Consider the following 20110-nt stretch of genomic DNA (forward strand, 5'->3'; position numbering starts at 1 on the left):
TGTGTTTATTATCGATAATAATTCTCATTGTCGCCAATGGGTGGTGAGTATTAATTCAATAGGGGAAAGCTATCAATGCGTACGTTGCGAAGGGAAGATACAAAAAAGGTTGGCCTTGATGACCAACCTTTTTGATTCAAGCATAGAAGCGTTTGGCTTCTGTTTTTGCTTTAGCGATTAAAGAGCCGCAATTGTGTTTTTTTGCTCTTCTAGCTTAGCCAGTGTTTCTTTGTAGCCTTCAAGCTTCTCGCGCTCTTTAGCAACAACCGCTTCAGGTGCTTTCGCTACGAAGCCTTCGTTACCAAGTTTGCCTTCAATACGCTTGATCTCGCCGTGCGTTTTCTTGATTTCGCCATCAAGACGCGCAAGTTCTGCGTCTTTGTCGATAAGACCCGCCATTGGGATCATCAGCTCAGACTTACCAACCAATGCTGTTGCACACGCTGGTGTTTCTTCGCCAGCTTCAAGAACGCGTACCGCTTCTAGCTTCGCCAGAGACATCAGTACTTGCTTGTTCGCTTCTAGACGAGTCGCATCTTCTTCGCTTGCTGCTTTTAGCATTACATCAAGAGGTTTACCCGGGTTGATGTCGTACTCAGCACGTAGGTTACGGATGCTAGTGATGAACGCTTTAACCCACTCGATGTCGTCTAGCGCTTCTTGATGGAAGTTCGCTTCGTCGAATTGAGGTAGAGCTTGAAGCATGATTGTTTCACCTTCAACACCATCTACTAGTGGCTTGATGCTTTGCCAGATAGTCTCTGTGATGTAAGGAATCACTGGGTGAGCCAGACGTAGTGTCTTCTCAAGAACCGTGATTAGTGTACGACGAGTACCGCGTTGCTGCGCTTCTGTGCCTTTCCATAGAACAGGTTTCGTTAGCTCTAGGTACCAGTCACAGAATTGGTTCCAAATGAATTCGTAAAGCGTGTTCGACGCCATATCCAGACGGAAGTTGTCGATATGGTTGTTGAACGCTTTCGCTGCTAGTTCAAACTGAGACTCGATCCACTTGTCCGCTAGTGAGTATTCAATGTCACCACCGTTGAAGCCACAATCTTGCTCTTCTGTGTTCATCATTACGTAACGGCTAGCGTTCCATAGTTTGTTACAGAAGTTACGGTAACCTTCAAGACGCTTCATATCCCAGTTGATATCGCGGCCTGTTGATGCCATTGCTGCAAGTGTGAAACGCAGTGCGTCTGTACCGTATGCTTCGATACCGTTTTCAAATGTCTTACGAGTGTTCTTCTCGATCTTCTTCGCTAGCTGAGGCTGCATCATGTTGCCAGTGCGCTTCTCAACCAGAGACTCTAGGTCGATACCATCGATCATGTCGATTGGGTCAAGTACGTTACCTTTCGACTTAGACATCTTGTCGCCGTTTTCGTCACGGATTAGACCGGTAACGTAAACGGTTTTGAATGGTACTTGTGGCTTGCCGTCTTCGTCTTTCACGAAGTGCATGGTCATCATGATCATGCGCGCAACCCAGAAGAAGATGATGTCGAAACCAGTAACTAGTACGTCTGAAGGGTGGAATACTTTCAGATCGTCAGTTTGCTCTGGCCAACCTTGAGTACCGAATGTCCATAGAGCAGAAGAGAACCAAGTATCCAGTACGTCTTCGTCTTGGTGCAGCTCAATGACTGACTCTAGGTTGTTGTTGCTACGAACTTCTTCCTCAGTACGGCCTACGTAAACGTTGCCTTGGTTGTCGTACCAAGCTGGGATACGGTGACCCCACCATAGCTGACGAGAGATACACCAGTCTTGAACGTCACGCATCCAAGAGAAGTACATGTTTTCGTATTGCTTAGGCACGAACTGGATGTCGCCGTTTTCAACTGCTTCAACCGCTGTTTTCGCTAGAGGCGCAGTACGTACGTACCATTGGTCAGTTAGCATTGGTTCGATAACCACGCCACCACGGTCGCCGTAAGGAACTTGTAGATCGTGATCTTTAACTTCTTCAAGTAGGCCTAGCTCGTCGAATTCAGCAACAACAGCTTTACGCGCAGCAAAACGCTCCATGCCATGGTACTTAGCAGGAAGTTCTGTTGAGTAAGCGTCGCTTGGCTCACCGTTTGTGTTGAATACTTCAGCCGCACCGCGAATGTTTGCGTCGAAAGTTAGAATGTTGATCATTGGTAGCAGGTGGCGCTTACCAACTTCGTAGTCATTGAAGTCGTGTGCAGGTGTGATTTTCACACAGCCAGTACCTTTTTCCATATCAGCGTGCTCATCGCCCACGATTGGGATGCGACGGTCAACGATAGGAAGGATGATTTCTTTACCGATAAGATCTTTGTAACGTGGATCTTCAGGGTTAACCGCAACACCAGTATCGCCTAGCATGGTCTCTGGACGAGTGGTTGCAACAACGATGTAGTCTTTGCCATCTGCTGTTTTAACGCCATCTGCTAGCGGGTAGCGGAAGTGCCACATGTGGCCTTTAGTGTCTTTGTTCTCTACTTCTAGATCTGAGATAGCGGTGTGTAGCTTTGGATCCCAGTTAACTAGGCGCTTACCGCGGTAGATTAGGTCATCTTCGTATAGACGAACGAAAACTTCTTGAACGGCGTTAGACAGACCATCGTCCATCGTGAAGCGTTCACGATCCCAGTCTACCGATGCGCCAAGACGACGAAGCTGCTTAGTGATTGTGCCGCCTGATTCGCCTTTCCATTCCCAGATTTTGTCGATGAAAGCATCACGACCGTAATCGTGCTTAGTTTTGCCTTCTTCTGCTGCGATCTTACGCTCAACAACCATCTGAGTAGCGATACCTGCGTGGTCAGTACCTACTTGCCAAAGGGTGTTTTTACCCTTCATACGTTCACAACGGATAAGCGTATCCATGATCGTATCTTGGAACGCGTGGCCCATATGTAGGCTACCAGTGACGTTCGGTGGCGGGATCATGATGCTGTATGATTCTTTAGTAGTGTCACCGTGTGGCTTAAAGTAGCCTTTCTCTTCCCAAGTCTGATACAGAGCTTGTTCGATTGAAGTTGGGTTGTATGTCTTTTCCATAGCGCTCTTTAAATGGATACGTTGATGGTTGAATCTTAGTCAATCTCTATAAGTGAACTCTCTAAAGAGAGAGCTTAACTATAAGGATTGACCGCTAAGGATATTGAATTTCGATCGTTTGCAGCTGGTAGCCTGCTTGTCGGTAAATTTTATATCTTTCCCTTGCGAGCTGTTTAGCTTTTTCTTCGCAAGGCACGAAGTCTACCACTTGAGCAAACTTGTTCGCAAAGGTTGTCTCATTTTCCGCCAAATTAATTACCAGTTGACGATTCCAAGATGGTTTCACGCCATCGTGGCCGATTTCAATATTGGTGGCGTATTTCGGTCCTTCGCCAACGAGATTATGTGCCATGAACTGGTCTGCATCAATTTGCCAGAAAGCTTCAGCAAGCTGTTCGGCATGCGGTTTATCTTGGCAGTTTAGGTACACTTTAGCGCCTTGGCGTGCGAAATGCTGCGCCAAAAAAACGATGTACTCTTCAAAGCCAGCCGTCGTTGCTTGCGGGCTCTCTTCGTTAATGATGTAGAAGGTCGCAGTTTGCATTACTCTCTCACTTGCCTTGGTCTCATCCTAAGACCATCTTAAAGCCCATTTTCAATGAAGAAAATCGGGGTAATAAAAAAGGGCCTTGCGGCCCTTTTCGATTTTGTTCAGAAATTACTCTTCTGTCTCTTGGCCGCTGCGGTTCAAAAGGAATTGGACAAGCATTGAGACAGGGCGGCCCGTTGAGCCTTTCGCTGCGCCTGACTTCCACGCAGTTCCTGCGATATCAATGTGTGCCCAGTTGTACTTTTTCGCAAACTTAGACAGGAAACAACCCGCAGTGATAGTGCCACCAGGGCGACCACCAATGTTTGCCATATCAGCAAATGGGCTCTTCAACTGTTCGTGGTATTCATCCGCCATTGGTAGACGCCACGCGCGGTCACTTGATTGCTCAGAAGCGTTTACAAGTTCGTGCGCCAGTGGGTTGTGGTTCGATAGAACGCCGCTGATGTGGTGACCAAGTGCGATAACACAAGCGCCTGTTAGCGTTGCTACGTCAACAACACAGTCTGGTTCGAAACGCTCTACGTAAGTCAGTGCATCACACAGAACCAAACGGCCCTCTGCGTCAGTATTTAGTACTTCAACAGTTTGACCTGACATTGTGGTCAGGATGTCACCTGGACGGTAAGCGTTGCTGCCTGGCATGTTTTCACAGCCTGCTAGAACACCAATTACATTGATTGGTAGGTTTAGCTTCGCTAGCGCTTTCATTGTACCGAATACCGATGCCGCACCACACATGTCGTACTTCATCTCATCCATACCTTCGCCCGGTTTCAATGAGATTCCGCCTGAATCGAAGGTTAGACCTTTACCTACAAGCACGATAGGTTTTGCATCTGAGTCAGGGTTACCCTTGTACTCGATGATAGACATCATAGATTCGTTCTTCGAACCACGACCTACGGCTAGGTAAGATGTCATGCCCAGTTTTTCCATCTCTTGCTCACCGATGATCTTGGTGGTGACGCTTTCGTAATCGTCCGCTAGACGACGAGCTTGAGAGGCAAGGTAAGCTGGGTTAGCTACGTTTGGTGGCATGTTGCCAAGGTCTTTCGATGCTTTTACACCAGACGCAATGGCTAGACCGTGGGTGATTGCTTTTTCACCTAGGCTCAATTCACGACGCGTTGGTACGTTGAAAACAAGTTTACGCAGTGGGCGGCGAGTTTCAGGTTTAACGCTCTTGAATTGGTTGAATGTGTATAGACCATCTTTCGTCGCTTCTACTGCCTGGCGAACTTTCCAGTAAGTATCGCGACCTTTAACGTGCAGTTCAGTTAGGAAACATACAGCTTCCATCGAACCTGTTTCGTTAAGTGTGCTGATCGTCTTTTGAATGATTTCCTTGTACTGGCGCTCGCCAAGCTCACGTTCTTTACCGCAACCGACAAGTAAAACGCGCTCTGACAAAACACCTGGTACTTGATGCAGTAGCAGCATCTGACCAGGTTTACCCTCTAGATCACCACGGCGAAGTAGTGAACTGATGTAACCGTCACTGATTTTATCAAGTTGCTCGGCTACTGGAGAAAGGCGACGTGGTTCAAACACACCAACAACGATACATGCGCTACGTTGTTTCTCTGGACTGCCACTTTTAACACTGAACTCCATGCGTACTCCTACATCCTGAAGACAAATTGCTCTAAATGTTAGATAATGATCGCTTACTTGTTGAATTTTAGCTCCTAGCTTACATTCAGAGCTGATTTAAGCGACTAACATTTAGTTTATAATTTTTAAAAAAATAAATGGTTCAACGGGAAACTATAGTGATTCGACCAAAAAAACAAGTTTTGTATAGGTAATTTCAGCGTGATTATTGTTAGATATTTGATCCGCGAAACACTCAAGAGTCAATTTGCGATTTTTTTCGTACTTTTTTTGGTGTTTGTGAGCCAGAAGTTCATCAGTGTTCTCGCTGATGCTTCTGACGGGGATATTCCTGCTGGATTGATTTTCTCTATTGTTGGTTTGAACATGCCAGCAATGGGTTTATTGATGCTGCCATTGAGTTTGTACATCGGCATATTGATCACTTTTGGTCGTCTCTATGCAGAAAGCGAAATTGTCGTGATGAATGCGACGGGGATCGGCAACAAGTTCCTAGTGCAAGCTGCACTTTACTTGGCGTTGATCACCTCTGGTGTGGCTGCGTTTAATGCACTTTGGTTATCACCTTGGTCTCAAGACCGAGTGGAGCACCTTTACGAACAAGTCGCGGCGGAAAACAGCGTCGACTTACTTAAAAAGGGTCAGTTCCAAGGTACGCCAGACGGTTCATCCGTGGTATTCATTGACGATATTAAGGACAGCACGCTTAGTAACGTGTTTGTCGCGCAAATGCGTCCACGAGATTCGGTTCTACCTAGCGTGATGTTCTCTTCTTCTGGTGAAGTAAAAGAACTGTCAGATGGCCGTCAGGTTATTACGATGCAAGAAGGTACGCGCTATGAAGGTGTGCCAACTCGCGTGGAGTATATGATCACCAAATTTGATGAATATGAAGGGGTGATCGGGCAGCGTGAAGTCAAACAGAAAGGTCGTGACTGGGAAGCTTACCCAACGGCGGATTTGATTGGCCATCCGGATCCTGAAGCGCAAGCGGAGCTGCAATGGCGTATTTCTCTGTTTGTATGTATTCCATTGCTCACGATGCTTGTGATTCCTTTGTCTGCGGTGAACCCTCGTCAAGGGCGCTTTGCCAAAATGGGCCCGGCGATTCTGATTTACTTGGCATACTTCCTTGCGATTAGTGCGACAAAATCGGCATTGGAAGACGGTGCGATTCCGGCGGCGATTGGCATGTGGCCTATTAATGCGATGTTGCTGATTGTCGCGATCATGGCCAATATGATGGACAGTGTTCCAGCTCGACGAATGAAAGAAAAATTCCGTAAGAAGAGGCTCGCGTAAGCTGTGTTCAAAATCTTAGACCTTTACATCGGTAGAACCATCATTTCTACCACAGCCTTGGTTTTGGCAACGTTTGTTGGCCTATCGGGTATCATCAAATACGTGGAACAGCTACGAAAAGTGGGGCGTGGTGTGTATGACCTGACGCACGCTTTGTACTTCGTTTTGTTGAGCGTGCCTCGTGACGTTGAAATGTTTTTCCCAATGGCAGCATTGCTGGGTGCACTGATTGGTTTGGGTATGCTGGCGTCGAGCTCTGAGCTTGTGGTCATGCAAGCGGCGGGTTTCTCCAAGCTGGATATCGGTTTGTCCGTGCTAAAAACGGCCGTTCCATTGATGCTTATCGTGATGACTTTAGGTCAATGGGGGGCTCCAGAAGCTCAGAAAATGGCGCGTGATTTGCGATCTTTTGCATTGTCTGGCGGCAGCATCGTTTCGGTTCGTGCTGGGGTTTGGGCTCGTGATGCCAACGACTTCATCTTTATCGGTAAAGTGGAAGATGACAAGTTGTATGCGTTGAACATGTGGCGCTTTGATGATGACAAGAACTTAGAAAAAGTTATCTTCGCTGAAGAAGTGGATTACCAACAAGATAACAATTGGTTGATGCGTGACGTGCAAATCACCAACATGCAAGACGAAAACGTGATTTCCAAACAAGAGATGGATCAAATGGAATGGCACACGTCGTTGGCTCCTGACAAGCTAGCCGTGGTGACAGTAAAACCAGAAGAGCTCTCTCTGAGCGGTTTGTATGATTACGTGACGTATTTGAAAGCATCAGAGCAAGATGCTTCACGTTACGAACTCGCATTTTGGCGTAAACTGACGCAGCCTTTGTCGATTGCCGTAATGATGCTGATGGCGTTGTCTTTCGTCTTTGGCCCGTTGCGAAGTGTAACAATGGGAGCGAGAGTTTTATCTGGCGTTGTGGCTGGTTTCACTTTCTATATCTCCAGTGAGTTCTTCGGGCCATTGACTCTGGTGTATGGTATACCGCCGATATTTGGTGCCTTAGCCCCGAGCTTAGCGTTTTTGGCGATTGCGGTGGCGTTGCTGAGAAGAAAGCTATAATCAAAGAAAAAGGAAGGCGCTATGCCTTCCTTTTTTGTTTCTCTGCGATTTATTTTGCTTTTGGCAAAACCACCACTTCAGTTTTTGCCCAGATATCGTGGAAACCACGTTTTTTCGGGTCAATTGGCACGGTTAAGTTCGCAAGACCAAAGCCTGATGTCGCAAGGCGGATTAATGCTTGGGTCGCCGTAATTGGAGCGCCGTCTTTCGCGTTTCGAATTTGCATTTTCCAAGCGTGCATGCCTAGGGTTTGACCTGCTCGCGTCCAGAAAAAGACGAAGAAGTAAATCCAGACTACCGCCAGATAAAGTGTGAATATCGGACTCAACACCGGGTGTTTCCCTAACATATCTGCGGCATCCACATATTCTCCGTAGCTCAGCAAGCCTGCTGCATTCAAAGCAAACACCACTGCTATTACGACACCCGCCGCCATCATCTCAATGGCTAAGACAATTAGAGTGTCATAAAACAAAGCGGCCAATCGACGGAAAAATCCCGCTGGTGGAAGAGTTGTAGAAGTAGTCATAATTCCATCACTTACCTTAAAAATTGTGCGTCAGGATATAGATTCCGCCAGTCTGTGAAAAGAGAGCTGACGCACAGACTCTCCAATTACGACCAAATCTAAGAGCTTTTCACGAAGGATGATGGCTGCGCATACGCATGTTTGAGGCGTATGCTTAAAACGATGCTGATTGAATGGATCGTCAGCGCCGTGTTTTTGGGTCAGTTACCTGGTTCGAAAGTTGCGCAAGTTGATGCTTTTCATCTTCAGTAAAATGTTGGGTCAACGTGAGTTCTAAAGCTTTCTCTGACAGTTTGGTTGCTGGAGCGCTAAACAGCTTGGGATGCATACTAGACAAAGCTAGTAATGCCTTTTGCAGGCGAACCTGAACTTGCAGTTGAGCTGCCCCATCATGCGCTATCGGCAAAAAGACATCATCGAATAAATCTTGGCAGTTTAGCGAGGGCACAAACAATCTTGGGAAGCGAGTTTTGGTTGGCTGTTGGCTAATAAGTTCTCCCCAAAGTGAAAGAGCCCGAATCGAACGTCCCAGAACATCAATCGCAGTACCATTATCATTAACGGCAGGAGAGAGGGCCCTCGAGGCTATTTCTGCAAGTACAACTAAGCCAAAGCGAGGATCTTGGTCATAGGATCGCTCAGTTCGGATCGTGAACGCTGCCGTTACCTCACTTTCTTCTGTTAATTCGCCACAGACCCAAGCCAATGGTTGACCAAGATAAACAAAACTCCCTGGCTGCCTCTCAATATAGATAGTGGATTGAGAGGCTTTAGCAACACTATCTAGGTGGTGCATATCAATATGTTGTAAGTAACCAATTTCTTTGCTGACAATCGGTTTGCTTCCTCTCGGTTTGTGCTCTGGATGACTCCAAGGAAATGCACCCAGCCAAGGCTCACAGCCTCGTTTTCGAATCGCACTTAATAGCGCTTGTTCCACATTTGAGGTGGTTTCCGAGACTCTACCAAGTACAGATAGGTGCTGAATCCAGCGAAGTAGAGTCAGGATGATCATAATGATCACCACCATGGTTACGATGAACAAATAGATCTGTGCCTGCTCGTGATAGGCGCCAATACCAAGTGCGATGATGCCTACCAAACTAAACAAGAATGAGCCAAGAAAAGTCGCCAGAGCATTTTGCGTTGTGCTGTCTTCCATCAATAGCTTAGTAGCTCTAGGAGTGACCCCTGCACTGGCCGCGCTGTACGCTGAAACCATAATGTTGAGTGAAAACGTCGTCACCGCCAGCATCGACGTCGCGAGAATATTCAATATGTTATTCAGCAGCTCATTACTGACATTGATGGTGGGAGGCAGGGTAATGAATTTATTTAAAACAATAGAGATCAGGGCGGTTACAACAGCAAGTAAGGCGAAAAGTGATGTACGAACCCACAGTTTGCGTGTCATTTGTTTAAGCAGCCACTGCCATTTGGAGCCGGTCATTCTCATGTGCCTCTTATCTTTAGTGAGAAAGTCGATAGGAAATTCAAAACGTTATTCTTTGTTTAAGCATAGGTGAAATTTCCGGTTTCTCTTTGTGCTTCGTGATCAAGGTACAGGTATCCGAACCATTGGATAGTTTTGAAAACTATTGGGCATATTTAGAAGTTAACGAGCGTTAAAATCAGAAAGTCATGCTGCTTCAAAGAATGGCGTTCGTAAGATGTGAATCAGCCTATATTCCGTTACCTTAATTGGTACACACATTAGAAAGCATTTTTACGAACGAGGTAGAAAATGATTGTAATCACAGGTGCAAGTAGCGGCTTAGGGGCGGAGTTGGCCAAGCTTTATGATGCGGAAGGGAAAGCCACTTATCTGAATGGCCGAAGTGAGAGTAAGCTCTCTACAGTCACAAACCGCTTATCGAACAATGTTGGCTATCGAGCTTGTGATCTCGCATCCCATCAAGAAGTGGAACAATTGTTTGAACAGTTAGATTCTATTCCGAGCACGGTGGTTCACAGTGCAGGCAGTGGGTACTTTGGGTTGTTAGAAGAGCAAGATCCAGAGCAGATTCAAACCTTAATAGAGAATAATCTCAGCTCAGCGATTAACGTGCTTCGTGAGTTGGTTAAGCGATACAAGGATCAGCCTGTTAATATAGTGATGATCATGTCTACTGCGGCTCAGCAGCCCAAAGCTCAAGAATCCACATACTGCGCTGTGAAATGGGCAGTCAAAGGATTGATTGAATCGGTTCGTCTGGAGCTGAAAGGTAAGCCAATGAAGATTATTGCCGTGTATCCGGGAGGAATGGCGACGGAGTTTTGGGAAACCAGTGGTAAGAGCTTGGATACGAGTAGCTTTATGAGCGCAGAAGATGCAGCATTAATGATACATGGTTCGCTAGCTAACATTGGCAATGGCTACGTTTCTGATATTACAGTGAATCGACTGTAAATCTTTTCTAAACGAGAGAATTTTGCACGGTTTTTTGTGAAGATGAATTTGATTTTCTCCTCCGAGCTTAGCTTTGTCACACTTTGTGGCGAAATTATCAGCAAACGATAGTTATTTAAGGTTTTTCTGCTTGCGCAGGTCAAAAGCTTCCGTATAATGCCAACCATCAAAAGGCAATAGCCCAGAGATGCCGGTGTGGTGAAATTGGTATACACGACGGATTCAAAATCCGTTGCCTTCGGGCGTGGCGGTTCAAGTCCGCCCACCGGTACCATATTAGAAAGGTCGCTTTTATAGCGGCCTTTCGTCGTTTATAAGCTTTGAAAACACTCAAGAAATCAGAAGCTTAGCCCGTTTCCCCTTCCTTGTTATCGACGCTTTTCTCGCTCGATTAGACTCACTTTATCAACTTTAAAATCTCTCTCATGGTCCATATATGGTTCATCGCATGTCGATTCTGTGCGCAAGGGAATCCTAGTAAATCCAACAAATGCTAAATCCTGTAAACTCGCAAGCCAGTATCAGTAAGGATTCAGGGCTACTAGAACCATGGTGTGACCATGGTGACTTTACGGTGAATGAATTCTTTTTATGAATTGCGTGGGTGGGAAGCTTGGATAATTGCGCTTTATAAATGTACTCTGTATTTAGGCTTTGATTATTAAAGGTTAATATCATGAGTAAAGAAGCATTTCTAAAGCATTTAGCTGAGCAATTTGAAGAGTACGCTAATATTCCAAGTTCACTGATTGCTGAAAAGGTTGGTAAGAAGCAATTTATCAATGGTCTTATGACTGCCTCACGCTTCTTCGAGGTTAAGTATGAGGAACTAGAAGCAGTAATTCCAAAATCGTTAAATGATGATGACGAACCTCTTGATATTCCTGCTTTTATTCGAGATGGAAAGCTTCTAAGTAAACTGGGCATAGCTTAAGCTGCTACTCGGTGCCTGAGATGTTATTTCGTTTCCACTGCCCTCCTTTAAGCCTTTTATTATGGGCATTGATTGGCTGTGTGTCGCAAGTGCGTTGGGGTAATACATCTACAGTCAATCACATAGATGAATTAACCCCAAGTTGATATCGATATGCAACTGTGTAATCTTCTTTATAGTGGTGAACAAATGGAGGTTGGCCAACTATGAAGATGATTTTCGTCGATGCTGAAAATGTAGGACTGAAGGAATTAGAAAAAATAAACGCGTCTGTCGTTGATAAAGTCTTTGTTTTTTCTAAGTCAGATTCAGTCAAGCTTGTTTGTGAAAAGTCGTTGTACCTGTTCTTGTCTGACTATCCGACAGGTCAGAACCAAGCCGATTTCTATATCATTGCATATCTGTCTAGGGTGCTGCTCGCTTTAGATAAAAAGCAACTGGGTTCAGTTCACTTCGAGCTCTACAGTAATGATGAGAGTTTGATCTCAGCATTTGAGTTTCAGTGCAAGCAATTAGGCGCACCTTTTCAAAGCATCAGAACTAGAGAGAACACAGTTGTTCCAATTGTTAAGCCACAACAGACACCCCAAAAATCCCCTGAAGACAAGCTTCTTCATGCTTTGAAGTCTCCTCGTGCTTTAGATCCTAGCTTTCAAAAGCAGCTAGGGCTGTCAAAGTCCGACTTTTCTAGAGCTATTCATGAGCTATCAAAGAATAATCAAATCAAGCGTAGTCCTCAGTCCAAGAAAAAATGGGTTAGGTGCTAAAGATAGAGCTTATTGATACCACTAGTTTGGTGATGTTAATTGGCTGTATTTATGTGTGGATGTTGTACTTAAGTCAAAGATATATATATGAAATCAAACTATTATCTATTGATGTTAACTAGTATGGATATGTATGGTAATGGAACAATCAGATGAAATTTCTCAGTTTTTAGACTTTCTGGTGGATGCCATTTTGATTGTTGATCAACACTCTAATATTGTGTTTGCGAATAAGTCATGCGCTCGGTTATTTGGTTATGAAAGAGATGTATTGTTAACCCTTAGGCTGAACGACTTGATGCAACCGGATGTTGTCAATCATCACGATGCGAAGGTTAGTAACTTTGTACTTAACCAATCACAAGCAAGAGCTATGATGTCTAGAAGTATTATGCCTTGTCGAAATGCTAGTGGTGACGGGTTTAACGCTAGAATCTCTATAGCAAACATTGTATTTAATGGTATGCAATGTGGGATAGCGACTTTACATGATTACTCTAGAGTTCAAGAGTTAATTGATGAGCTGAAAGATGAAGCAAATACTGACGCACTAACGGGCTTATTTAATAAGCGACACCTTGAGAGTGTATTAGAAAATCAGTCATTAAGCGTGCTTGATTCTGGTTGTTTGGGAGTTGCCTATCTAGACTTAAACGGATTTAAATTAATTAATGACACGTTTGGTCATGATATTGGTGACCAGCTTCTTGTTGAGATATCTACTCGCTTGAAAGGGCAGCTACGTAGTAGTGATATCTGTTTTCGAGTAGGTGGGGATGAAATCCTTATATTGTTTGATATTAATGACCACAAGAACTACGAAAAAGAAGCTAAAGGTATTGCGAGTAAACTACATGAACTAATTTCAGAGCCTGTTTCAGTAGATAAGATCGATGGTGATATTGCGGTTGGAGTTAGTATCGGAATTGGCATTTATCCGCATGATGATCGTGAATTATCAGTGTTAATAGAGAAGACGGATAGAGCTATGTATGTAGCTAAAAAGGAAAAAATACCGTATGTGCTTACTTCAACTTTAAGTTGATCTGCGTTAGTAAATAAAGTGATTGATCGTTTCAAAACTTGATTATGGTAGTAATGATATTTCATCTTAGCTTAGGGCTATCCCAAACTACTACCCGTACCAAACGCTCATTCAAACACATATTAACTAATTGAATATCTAGTTAATGGAGGTTTGAATGAGTAAATCACAGCGACTCACCACCACTTTCCTCAACAACCTTAAACCCAATTCGGCTAACGCTAAATCTACCGATTACGAAGTTAATTTATCTGCTATGAAAGACAGTGGCTTACCTACTGGTGTTCGCTGCTTAGTGGGTAAGTCTGGAGGGAAACGCTTCCTACTGCGTTATACCAGTCCGGTAACAGGTAAGAAGGCATCTATTGGTCTTGGTAAGCACCCTGAAACTGACCTCACCACACTGCGCAAAACAGCCAAAGAGTATCGCCAGCAAATTATTGAAGGTATTGATCCAAAGCTTGAGCGTGACAATCAGACTACCGTTAAGGAGATGACTCTGGAACGGTTCTTTGATGAAGTCTATTTGCCTCTCGCTAAACAGAAACGTAGTTGGAAGGATGATGTAGCGCGATTTCGTTTAGCAAAGTCAATACATCACATATCGATTCACGACCTAACCGCCGCCGATATCATCAAAGTCCAAATGGAGATGCAAAACGCCGTTACGATTAAAGGCAAGCCTTATGCTCCTGCTTCGATTAACCGTGTTCTAGCTCTGCTCAAAACTATCAATCGTCAAGCATACAAGTTGATGGATGCTCCGCTCATTGCTGACAAGGTGAGCTTGTTGAAAGAGGATAACGTGCGTACTGGTTACTTGTCTGAATCACAGCTAAAGGAGTTCATAGGTCACGCTCTGAACCATGAGGATAAGAGCATCGGCGCGTACCTAGCTTTGCTGTTTTTGACTGGCGCAAGGGATAAGGAACTGCGTTTGCGCTTGAAATCCGATGTGAATTGGGAGGAAAAAATACTCAATATCCCGCATACGAAAAACGGTAGTAGCCACGTTATTTACTTGAGTGATTACATGCTTGATATTTTGAGGTCGGTGCCTCATGTGGCGAATAATCCGTATCTCTTTCCTGGACGCAAAAAGGGTAAACCAGTAGGGCAACCTAGGCATGCTTTCAAGGCTATCAAAGTCAAGATGGGACTGCCCGACATACCCGGTGATAAAGCGAATCTAACCCTGCACAGTGCAAGGCATACTGTTGGTAGTCTTCTGGCATCACAAGGTGTTTCGTTACACGACATAGCCAAGCAGCTCAATCACGCTGACTTGTCATCAACAAGGCGCTATTCGAAGCTGACCGTTGGACGTAGACGAGAGATTGGCTCTCGTTTGTCGGATATGGTGACTGCGAAGCCAGAGATACGTTGGGAATGAAGAAGTTAGGTTTAACCATTTAATTTAGAAACGACATTAGAAAAGCCCCTGTTTAGCGATGAGCTAAACAGGGGCTTTTTCATTATTAAACGGAGATTAGAAATGAAAACAGTAAACAAGTTTGAAGACATTCAATCACTGCCAATGCCTGATTCAGTGAAAGCAAAGCTGCTAGAGCACTTGATAGAGCCATTCGGTGATGAAGAAAGTACGAAAGCGTTCTGGGATGAGGTCGGTACGACTTTGTACTTGATTGAGGAGTCCGATACCGACGAAACCTTGAGTGAGGAATCTGAGGAAGACCAACACTTCCTTCGCTTTGTTACTAACTACCCTGAATGGGTTCTGTTGTTAAACGACGATGAGTGTCCTTGGCTATTAGCGGTTGCCATAGTGACCATGGAAGGCTCTGGCGTGTACTGCTGTGCTCCTATGAACAGTCCCACGTTCCCTGTCGTGAAGTTAGCAGACCAAACTGAATCTTAAAACCAAATTAAACCTGAACAATTCCATCTTAAAGGAGGTGTCCTATGGCACGTAAACCAAGCAATAAACAAGAAACGGTTCAACCTGAAATCTTAGAGGGCAATGAACAAGTCACGGTCACTGACGATCAACCAGTAGACCATTTCACTCATATAGTGCGCGAGGGCAAAGCGAAGAAGTTAAGTCCGAAAACAGAGAACCACGTGTTCTATGAAATAGCCATTCATGATGGAGATAACGAGCTCTATATCCGCATGTCTGGTAATGAAGGTGGCGGTCTGCACAGCAAGGAATGGATACCACTTAAAGATATTACCGCTGTTCTGGATGTGCAGGGTGATAAGCCGTTCAAGAGTTCTGTGCTGAAGTGTGTGTTTTCTGGGCAGTCAGCGAACAACGCGGGTTTTATGGCAGCTTGTTGTAGGGGGCTTGGTCTTATCATCCAGTCGGAGAAATCAGTGTTTCTCCACGTTCTTGCGACAGACTACGAGCAACGTCGTGATGAGTTGCTGTCATTAGTGGACTCTGAAACCAAAGCTAAATAGTCCCAAAAACACATCATTCCTTACCTACTAAACCATTTCTGGCTTTCATACTGAGCACTTAACAAGAGTGCTTCCCTGACAATTTAAACGAGACTTTATTATGAACTTAACTTTTGACGTTGAGCGATTACTGCTGCCTGTCAGTGTCGATCTTCAAGATGCTTTAAACCGAGTGATCAGCGAATCAGGCAAATGGACACCGATGATCCAATCGGTGGTGATCAACTTCCGAGATTCATCTTATAGTTCGGAAAACGGCGGTTGGCACCCTGTTGAAATCAGGCTTGTTCGCCTCTACGACCAGTGGATATTTGATTACATCACTGACTTTGCGTATTGCAGTGGTCCTTATCCCGAACTGGTTAAAGAGGTGGATTTTAACTTCTCATCTGGAACAGCCAGTTTTTCCTATGTTCCAGAACTGCCGATAACAAATAGTGAGGTAATGGAGTTCTACTCGATGTGGGAATCCAACTTTCTCAGCTACGTCGAAATGGGCGTGTTCGATGAGATAAAAGTCACTGTGGATTAGTCCATTCGTCTGGAACCAAGTTGAAAGCACCGTATATGAACCATAAAATTGGTTACTCACTTCCTAGTGACTCAGAGGCTTCCTATTGCTCCATGTTAATCATGGTGTGATGGGAAGCCTTTTTCATTGGGGCAAGTTTTAGCAACGTTTACCCAATCCGTTGCCTTCGGGATTCAGAGGGGATGAAGTTGCTGGATGCAATGGACGGTGGAAACACCAAGGAAGGGAGTCTTAATTTTAACGAGTTTGGTTGGTTTACACTGGTGTTTTGTTATTAAAAGCTCCCATTGCTATGTCTAAGCAATGGGAGCAGTAAGGGATGGGAAGCCTATATAAAATACCGAGAGAATGATTTGTCTGATGCTATCTCTGCAACTAGGGATAAAGGCTTGCCTATTATGCGACGAGAGGCGCCCCTTAATCTTATGTTCGTAGTTTGGCGCGAAAACTTGGGTATTTTCAACGTTGCCATACGAAATGACAACTTATCCAATTTACTCCCAGTACAAACAGAATTAGGTATAACTTACTGGCTTAGCTCTTCCAGTAGAGACAAACCTAGCTGATACTTGTCATCTAGTGCAGATGGGTGAACATGTCTCTTTATATTTGGTAGAGAGTTCAGGTAGCTGAAGAATCCGGAAGTGGTCATAGGGTATCCAGGCTCAAAATATTCTTCCTCATCATCCCCAAATGAAAACCAATGACAAAGCATTACGAGGTCTTCTTTCTCGTAAACAACCGCAGATGTACGTGACTTTTCATGGTCGCTGTAAGCTAGAAATTCAATGAAGATAACTTCTTGGCTTTCTGGGTTTTCCAAATGCTCTTCTGCCATCTGAATCGAGTAGTGATCCGACTCTGCGAAAAACATTTGAGTTCCCATTGTTGCTTCATGTCCCCAAGCTGCTGCCGCACACTTGGCAATTTTCTCACTTTGACAGTCGTTAAGTAGATGCTCTGTTTTATTAAATGAAATAGACATGTTTTTGTACCTATTTTGTTTTGGTTTCGATACGCGGATTAAACATGCTTCACTTATAAAACACTAGTCTAACTGATAGATTTATAACGATATTCGTGAATGGATTGACACAAATGAACTTTTACTCAAATTTTTCACCTATTTTCAGAAGCTAGTTAAAACAGGTTAGGTGTAACAAAAGGAACTTGTCACTGGAATCTATAGTGACAAGTTCAATTCATGGCTCTGTTTATCCAGTCATCATACCCAGTAGATAGCCAACGGCGGTGAAGCTAAACAAGTTGGCGATATCAACTAGGTAAAAATACGGACTGGACTGAGTGATTTGGAGCAGAGTTCGTGCATCAGACATCATGGTTATACCTCTTTAATAACAACCTCCTAGCGGAGTTATTTATTAGTTAGGTTACGTTCGGTGAAAAACAGCATCATTTTGAGTTTTCCCTTGAACGGTATCGGTTTGAGGTTTCGTCAAATCACCTCTTTCCCTTATCCAGCATAGGTAAGTTCAAAATCGGTACATAGTGGCAAGTTCATGGGTAAGGCGGTCGGTCGCGGCGTAGTGAAACGACATTATGTCGGGGTTCTTTGTTGTTTTGGAGCTGTGCTTCTAGAGGGAACGCTAGGGCGTCATTAATTAACGTGGCAACGTCATGACACAATATTTACGTACAGCAAATAAAGCATTTGGATCATCATGATCTAATTACTCCGTAAGCTGATCGGGTATGGTCATCTGAAGCGTGTCTTCTACTTGTAACGATCCAAAGTAGCGTGAAGATCGCGTATCAGTTCAAGCTTAAGGCTGACTGGGGAGAGAACCTCAACTTGAGGCATCCAGGACTTCAACAAGGGCAAGATATCGCTCAATCTTGATACTCGACTGCTAACCAACAAACTACCGTCGCTCAGTTCTTTCAATAGCTGCTGGTGGGGAAGAATCATACTTTCAAGAAAGCGCGGGGCAACGTCCCTATCAACCTGTACAAGCACTTCAGCATCATCCGGAGTTAGCCACTCCATCCCTTGTTTATGTATCTCCTCGTGGACCTTTTGACTCGGTTTGTATTTATCTTCCCGGTGGTGAATCCGTGAAATATTCGGTAATCGGTACGAATGTAGCTGGTCACTGTAGGTCGCAGCGAGGAACCAGATACCACGGTCATTTACCAAACGATATGGATGGACAGATTCAAACGTTTTGCCATTGTAAATAAGGTCAATAACAGAGTGAGTGGTAATAACTTCGGTCAACTGTCTAAACAGCGCATCGAATTTCGCGATGGATTCGGAGCGTGGGTTCTTAAACAGAACGGGAGTGTGACCGTTGAACTTGTAGTGATTAGGTAGTAGCGCAGACAAACCCGTATCGTGCAGTACCTTGTTGGTATTCGCATTACCATTATTTCGAGTTACCGGATCTAACCGATAACCCTCATTAGTGCGGATAATCGGAGCGTTGACTAGCCTTTCATTGAAATCGCGTCTCAGGGTTTTCTCGCTTACCTGATAATCCGCGACCAACTGCTCAGGGGAGAGCACTTCTCCCATAAACAATCTCGTCAATATGTCACCTAGCCTTAAAGCTAGCTTTTCACTCTTATCGCTCATGCTACTAGCGTACGGTTTCCCTTGGACAGGTTGAGGGCAAAACATTTTTAAATGTTTCAAACCGTCGCGCACTGAGGTTTGGCATAGCTTTCATTGGATAAGGCAGGGCAATGACGATGACTATTTTCACACTCACTCTGCGGTCTTGGACACATCCTGTCCGAGCGCAGTGGGATACTACACAACGTAGATTTACTACAACGTCAATTAAAGGAAACAAGCAATGCAAGTGACATTCATTAAGCCACTTATGGCATCAGGTTACTCATGCCGCTCTTTAGGTTGTCCCGGTTGGGTCACCAAGGGTGGGTCATGCGATACGTGTGGCGCAATGGATTACAGTTAAGAAGGAGTATTCGTTATGGGCGGTTGGACAGAAGACCAAGGTGACTATGATGATGGCACAGAAGATTCTGGCTTCAGTCAGGACTTCGACATGGAACCGGGCGACGATGGTTGGCTCGGCGGCGACTTCATGGCTGATGATGACGATGATTAAGTCCCATCACTAAATTAGGCTTATCAACAAGGGTGGTATCGAAAGGTATCGCCCTTTTCTGTATCTATAGGAAAGGAAAAAACATTATGGCGAAGACACATTTTCACTCTAACCCTCAGCAGCGCTGGTTTAAGCCGAGCGCGTCAACAGGTGTTCAATTCGCGAAGTACGGTGCCACACTCGGTACCCGCTATGGTCCACAGGGTGTCGTGATTGGTGGAGCGATCGGGTTTGTCGCAGGTGCATTAATCGGAGGGGCGTTAGATGAGCTAGATGTTATCTAGTAAAGGAAGAAGTAGGGGTGACTCTGCTTCTTTTTTATTGGTGGGTTCGAGCTGAAATTATGTTGTTTCAAGAATGGAAAGCAGAAGGTCGAAAGGTGCTTGCTAACGCCTGTCAACAAACACCTTTCAGATAGGATATGGAAATTCTTGCATGAAATAATCGCTAAGGTCTGGGCAATTTATTTGATAAAAAACGTACTATTAAAAAACTATTAAGTAGTGAGAGTAACTTGTAACACGTTAGTGACCAGTGACTTCGCTAATCACCTGCTTCAAGCGTTTCGCTGTCTCCTTGTAACCGAAAGAATCGCGTTTAGTGTCATAGTCGTGCACCAGCGCGGTTTCAAGCTCATCAAGGATTTGATCCCAGTGTTGGATCTTGCCACCTTTCGACTCGATATTCTGACCAACTTTACGAACCTCACGAAGGCGAGTTTGGCGGTTCTGGTTCGTGCGATTTGCTTCAGCGGTGAAAGCATTAACGATTAAATCATAGATAGACATGTTCATG

At 44.6% G+C, this 20110-nt stretch carries 22 protein-coding genes and 1 tRNA gene; 14 read left to right on the forward strand and 9 right to left on the reverse strand.

What is annotated here, in order from left to right; genetic code table 11:
- Positions 1–177 precede the first annotated feature (177 nt).
- The 3 genes from ACF8OV_RS12705 to pepA form a co-directional block, all read right to left on the reverse strand.
- Entirely contained in the window at positions 178–3036 is a 2859-nt protein-coding gene (locus tag ACF8OV_RS12705) for a valine--tRNA ligase (protein ID WP_203505119.1), read from the reverse strand.
- A 94-nt stretch (positions 3037–3130) separates the two neighbouring features.
- A complete protein-coding gene (locus tag ACF8OV_RS12710; protein ID WP_005497325.1) occupies positions 3131–3580 on the reverse strand; it encodes a DNA polymerase III subunit chi in 450 nt (149 codons plus the stop codon).
- Positions 3581–3694: 114 nt separating this feature from the next.
- Entirely contained in the window at positions 3695–5203 is a 1509-nt protein-coding gene (gene pepA / locus ACF8OV_RS12715; RefSeq protein ID WP_005461107.1) for a leucyl aminopeptidase, read from the reverse strand.
- A 201-nt stretch (positions 5204–5404) separates the two neighbouring features.
- On the opposite strand from pepA, the gene lptF reads away from it, so the two are divergent.
- Together lptF and lptG are read left to right on the forward strand one after the other, a co-directional pair.
- Positions 5405–6505 carry an LPS export ABC transporter permease LptF gene (lptF, locus tag ACF8OV_RS12720; RefSeq protein WP_005461105.1) on the forward strand — a complete coding sequence of 367 codons (1101 nt, stop codon included), beginning with the start codon at positions 5405–5407 and terminating at the stop codon, positions 6503–6505.
- Positions 6506–6508: 3 nt separating this feature from the next.
- Entirely contained in the window at positions 6509–7579 is a 1071-nt protein-coding gene (lptG, locus tag ACF8OV_RS12725; RefSeq protein ID WP_005461103.1) for an LPS export ABC transporter permease LptG, read from the forward strand.
- Between the two features lie 49 nt (positions 7580–7628).
- Here the strand turns inward: lptG and ACF8OV_RS12730 are convergent, their stop codons facing one another.
- The gene (locus ACF8OV_RS12730) at positions 7629–8108 is read right to left on the reverse strand and encodes an RDD family protein (RefSeq protein ID WP_392404362.1); all 480 of its coding nucleotides are present in this window, start codon (positions 8106–8108) and stop codon (positions 7629–7631) included.
- 181 nt (positions 8109–8289) lie between these two features.
- Positions 8290–9558, reverse strand: coding sequence for a DUF2254 domain-containing protein (locus ACF8OV_RS12735; RefSeq protein ID WP_203505121.1), 1269 nt, complete (start codon positions 9556–9558; stop codon positions 8290–8292).
- A gap of 294 nt (positions 9559–9852) precedes the next feature.
- Here ACF8OV_RS12735 and ACF8OV_RS12740 point away from each other — a divergent pair, with 294 nt between their 5' ends.
- The 9 genes from ACF8OV_RS12740 to ACF8OV_RS12780 all read left to right on the forward strand — a co-directional run bounded on the left by ACF8OV_RS12740 (position 9853) and on the right by ACF8OV_RS12780 (position 16220).
- Positions 9853–10518 carry an SDR family oxidoreductase gene (locus ACF8OV_RS12740; protein ID WP_203505123.1) on the forward strand — a complete coding sequence of 222 codons (666 nt, stop codon included), beginning with the start codon at positions 9853–9855 and terminating at the stop codon, positions 10516–10518.
- A 189-nt stretch (positions 10519–10707) separates the two neighbouring features.
- A tRNA-Leu gene (locus tag ACF8OV_RS12745) sits at positions 10708–10792 on the forward strand.
- 402 nt (positions 10793–11194) lie between these two features.
- Positions 11195–11452 (forward strand): hypothetical protein, encoded by a 258-nt coding sequence (locus tag ACF8OV_RS12750; RefSeq protein ID WP_258516340.1) that lies wholly within the window; start codon positions 11195–11197, stop codon positions 11450–11452.
- 206 nt (positions 11453–11658) lie between these two features.
- Positions 11659–12219: a hypothetical protein gene (locus ACF8OV_RS12755; protein WP_258516341.1), complete on the forward strand. Its 561-nt coding sequence runs from the start codon at positions 11659–11661 to the stop codon at positions 12217–12219.
- A gap of 139 nt (positions 12220–12358) precedes the next feature.
- Positions 12359–13264 (forward strand): sensor domain-containing diguanylate cyclase, encoded by a 906-nt coding sequence (locus ACF8OV_RS12760; protein ID WP_158083926.1) that lies wholly within the window; start codon positions 12359–12361, stop codon positions 13262–13264.
- Between the two features lie 157 nt (positions 13265–13421).
- Positions 13422–14657, forward strand: a complete 1236-nt coding sequence (locus tag ACF8OV_RS12765) for a tyrosine-type recombinase/integrase (RefSeq protein ID WP_392404363.1) — start codon at positions 13422–13424, stop codon at positions 14655–14657.
- 102 nt (positions 14658–14759) lie between these two features.
- Entirely contained in the window at positions 14760–15143 is a 384-nt protein-coding gene (locus tag ACF8OV_RS12770; protein ID WP_392404364.1) for a hypothetical protein, read from the forward strand.
- A 44-nt stretch (positions 15144–15187) separates the two neighbouring features.
- The gene (locus ACF8OV_RS12775; protein WP_392404365.1) at positions 15188–15688 is read left to right on the forward strand and encodes a hypothetical protein; all 501 of its coding nucleotides are present in this window, start codon (positions 15188–15190) and stop codon (positions 15686–15688) included.
- Positions 15689–15788: 100 nt separating this feature from the next.
- Positions 15789–16220: a DUF2787 domain-containing protein gene (locus tag ACF8OV_RS12780; protein WP_273982547.1), complete on the forward strand. Its 432-nt coding sequence runs from the start codon at positions 15789–15791 to the stop codon at positions 16218–16220.
- 526 nt (positions 16221–16746) lie between these two features.
- On the opposite strand, the gene ACF8OV_RS12785 is transcribed toward ACF8OV_RS12780, so the two are convergent.
- From ACF8OV_RS12785 to ACF8OV_RS12795, 3 genes are all read right to left on the reverse strand, one after another.
- Positions 16747–17205 carry a hypothetical protein gene (locus ACF8OV_RS12785; protein ID WP_039554733.1) on the reverse strand — a complete coding sequence of 153 codons (459 nt, stop codon included), beginning with the start codon at positions 17203–17205 and terminating at the stop codon, positions 16747–16749.
- Between the two features lie 229 nt (positions 17206–17434).
- Positions 17435–17560: a hypothetical protein gene (locus ACF8OV_RS12790; protein ID WP_258516348.1), complete on the reverse strand. Its 126-nt coding sequence runs from the start codon at positions 17558–17560 to the stop codon at positions 17435–17437.
- 395 nt (positions 17561–17955) lie between these two features.
- Positions 17956–18861 carry a YafY family protein gene (locus ACF8OV_RS12795; protein ID WP_258516349.1) on the reverse strand — a complete coding sequence of 302 codons (906 nt, stop codon included), beginning with the start codon at positions 18859–18861 and terminating at the stop codon, positions 17956–17958.
- 178 nt (positions 18862–19039) lie between these two features.
- Between ACF8OV_RS12795 and ACF8OV_RS12800 the strand changes: the two genes are divergently transcribed.
- The 3 genes from ACF8OV_RS12800 (at position 19040) to ACF8OV_RS12810 (ending at position 19599) form a co-directional block, all read left to right on the forward strand.
- Positions 19040–19162: a hypothetical protein gene (locus ACF8OV_RS12800; protein WP_254901957.1), complete on the forward strand. Its 123-nt coding sequence runs from the start codon at positions 19040–19042 to the stop codon at positions 19160–19162.
- 15 nt (positions 19163–19177) lie between these two features.
- Complete coding sequence (locus tag ACF8OV_RS12805; protein WP_023585706.1) at positions 19178–19315, forward strand: hypothetical protein; 138 nt, start codon at positions 19178–19180, stop codon at positions 19313–19315.
- An 86-nt stretch (positions 19316–19401) separates the two neighbouring features.
- Positions 19402–19599: a glycine zipper domain-containing protein gene (locus ACF8OV_RS12810; RefSeq protein ID WP_025589478.1), complete on the forward strand. Its 198-nt coding sequence runs from the start codon at positions 19402–19404 to the stop codon at positions 19597–19599.
- A gap of 240 nt (positions 19600–19839) precedes the next feature.
- On the opposite strand, the gene ACF8OV_RS12815 is transcribed toward ACF8OV_RS12810, so the two are convergent.
- Positions 19840–20109, reverse strand: coding sequence for a hypothetical protein (locus tag ACF8OV_RS12815; protein ID WP_258516350.1), 270 nt, complete (start codon positions 20107–20109; stop codon positions 19840–19842).
- Position 20110: the final 1 nt, after the last annotated feature.

The sequence above is a fragment of the Vibrio sp. GLN_1 genome (assembly GCF_043106015.1).
GTDB lineage: Bacteria > Pseudomonadota > Gammaproteobacteria > Enterobacterales > Vibrionaceae > Vibrio > Vibrio parahaemolyticus.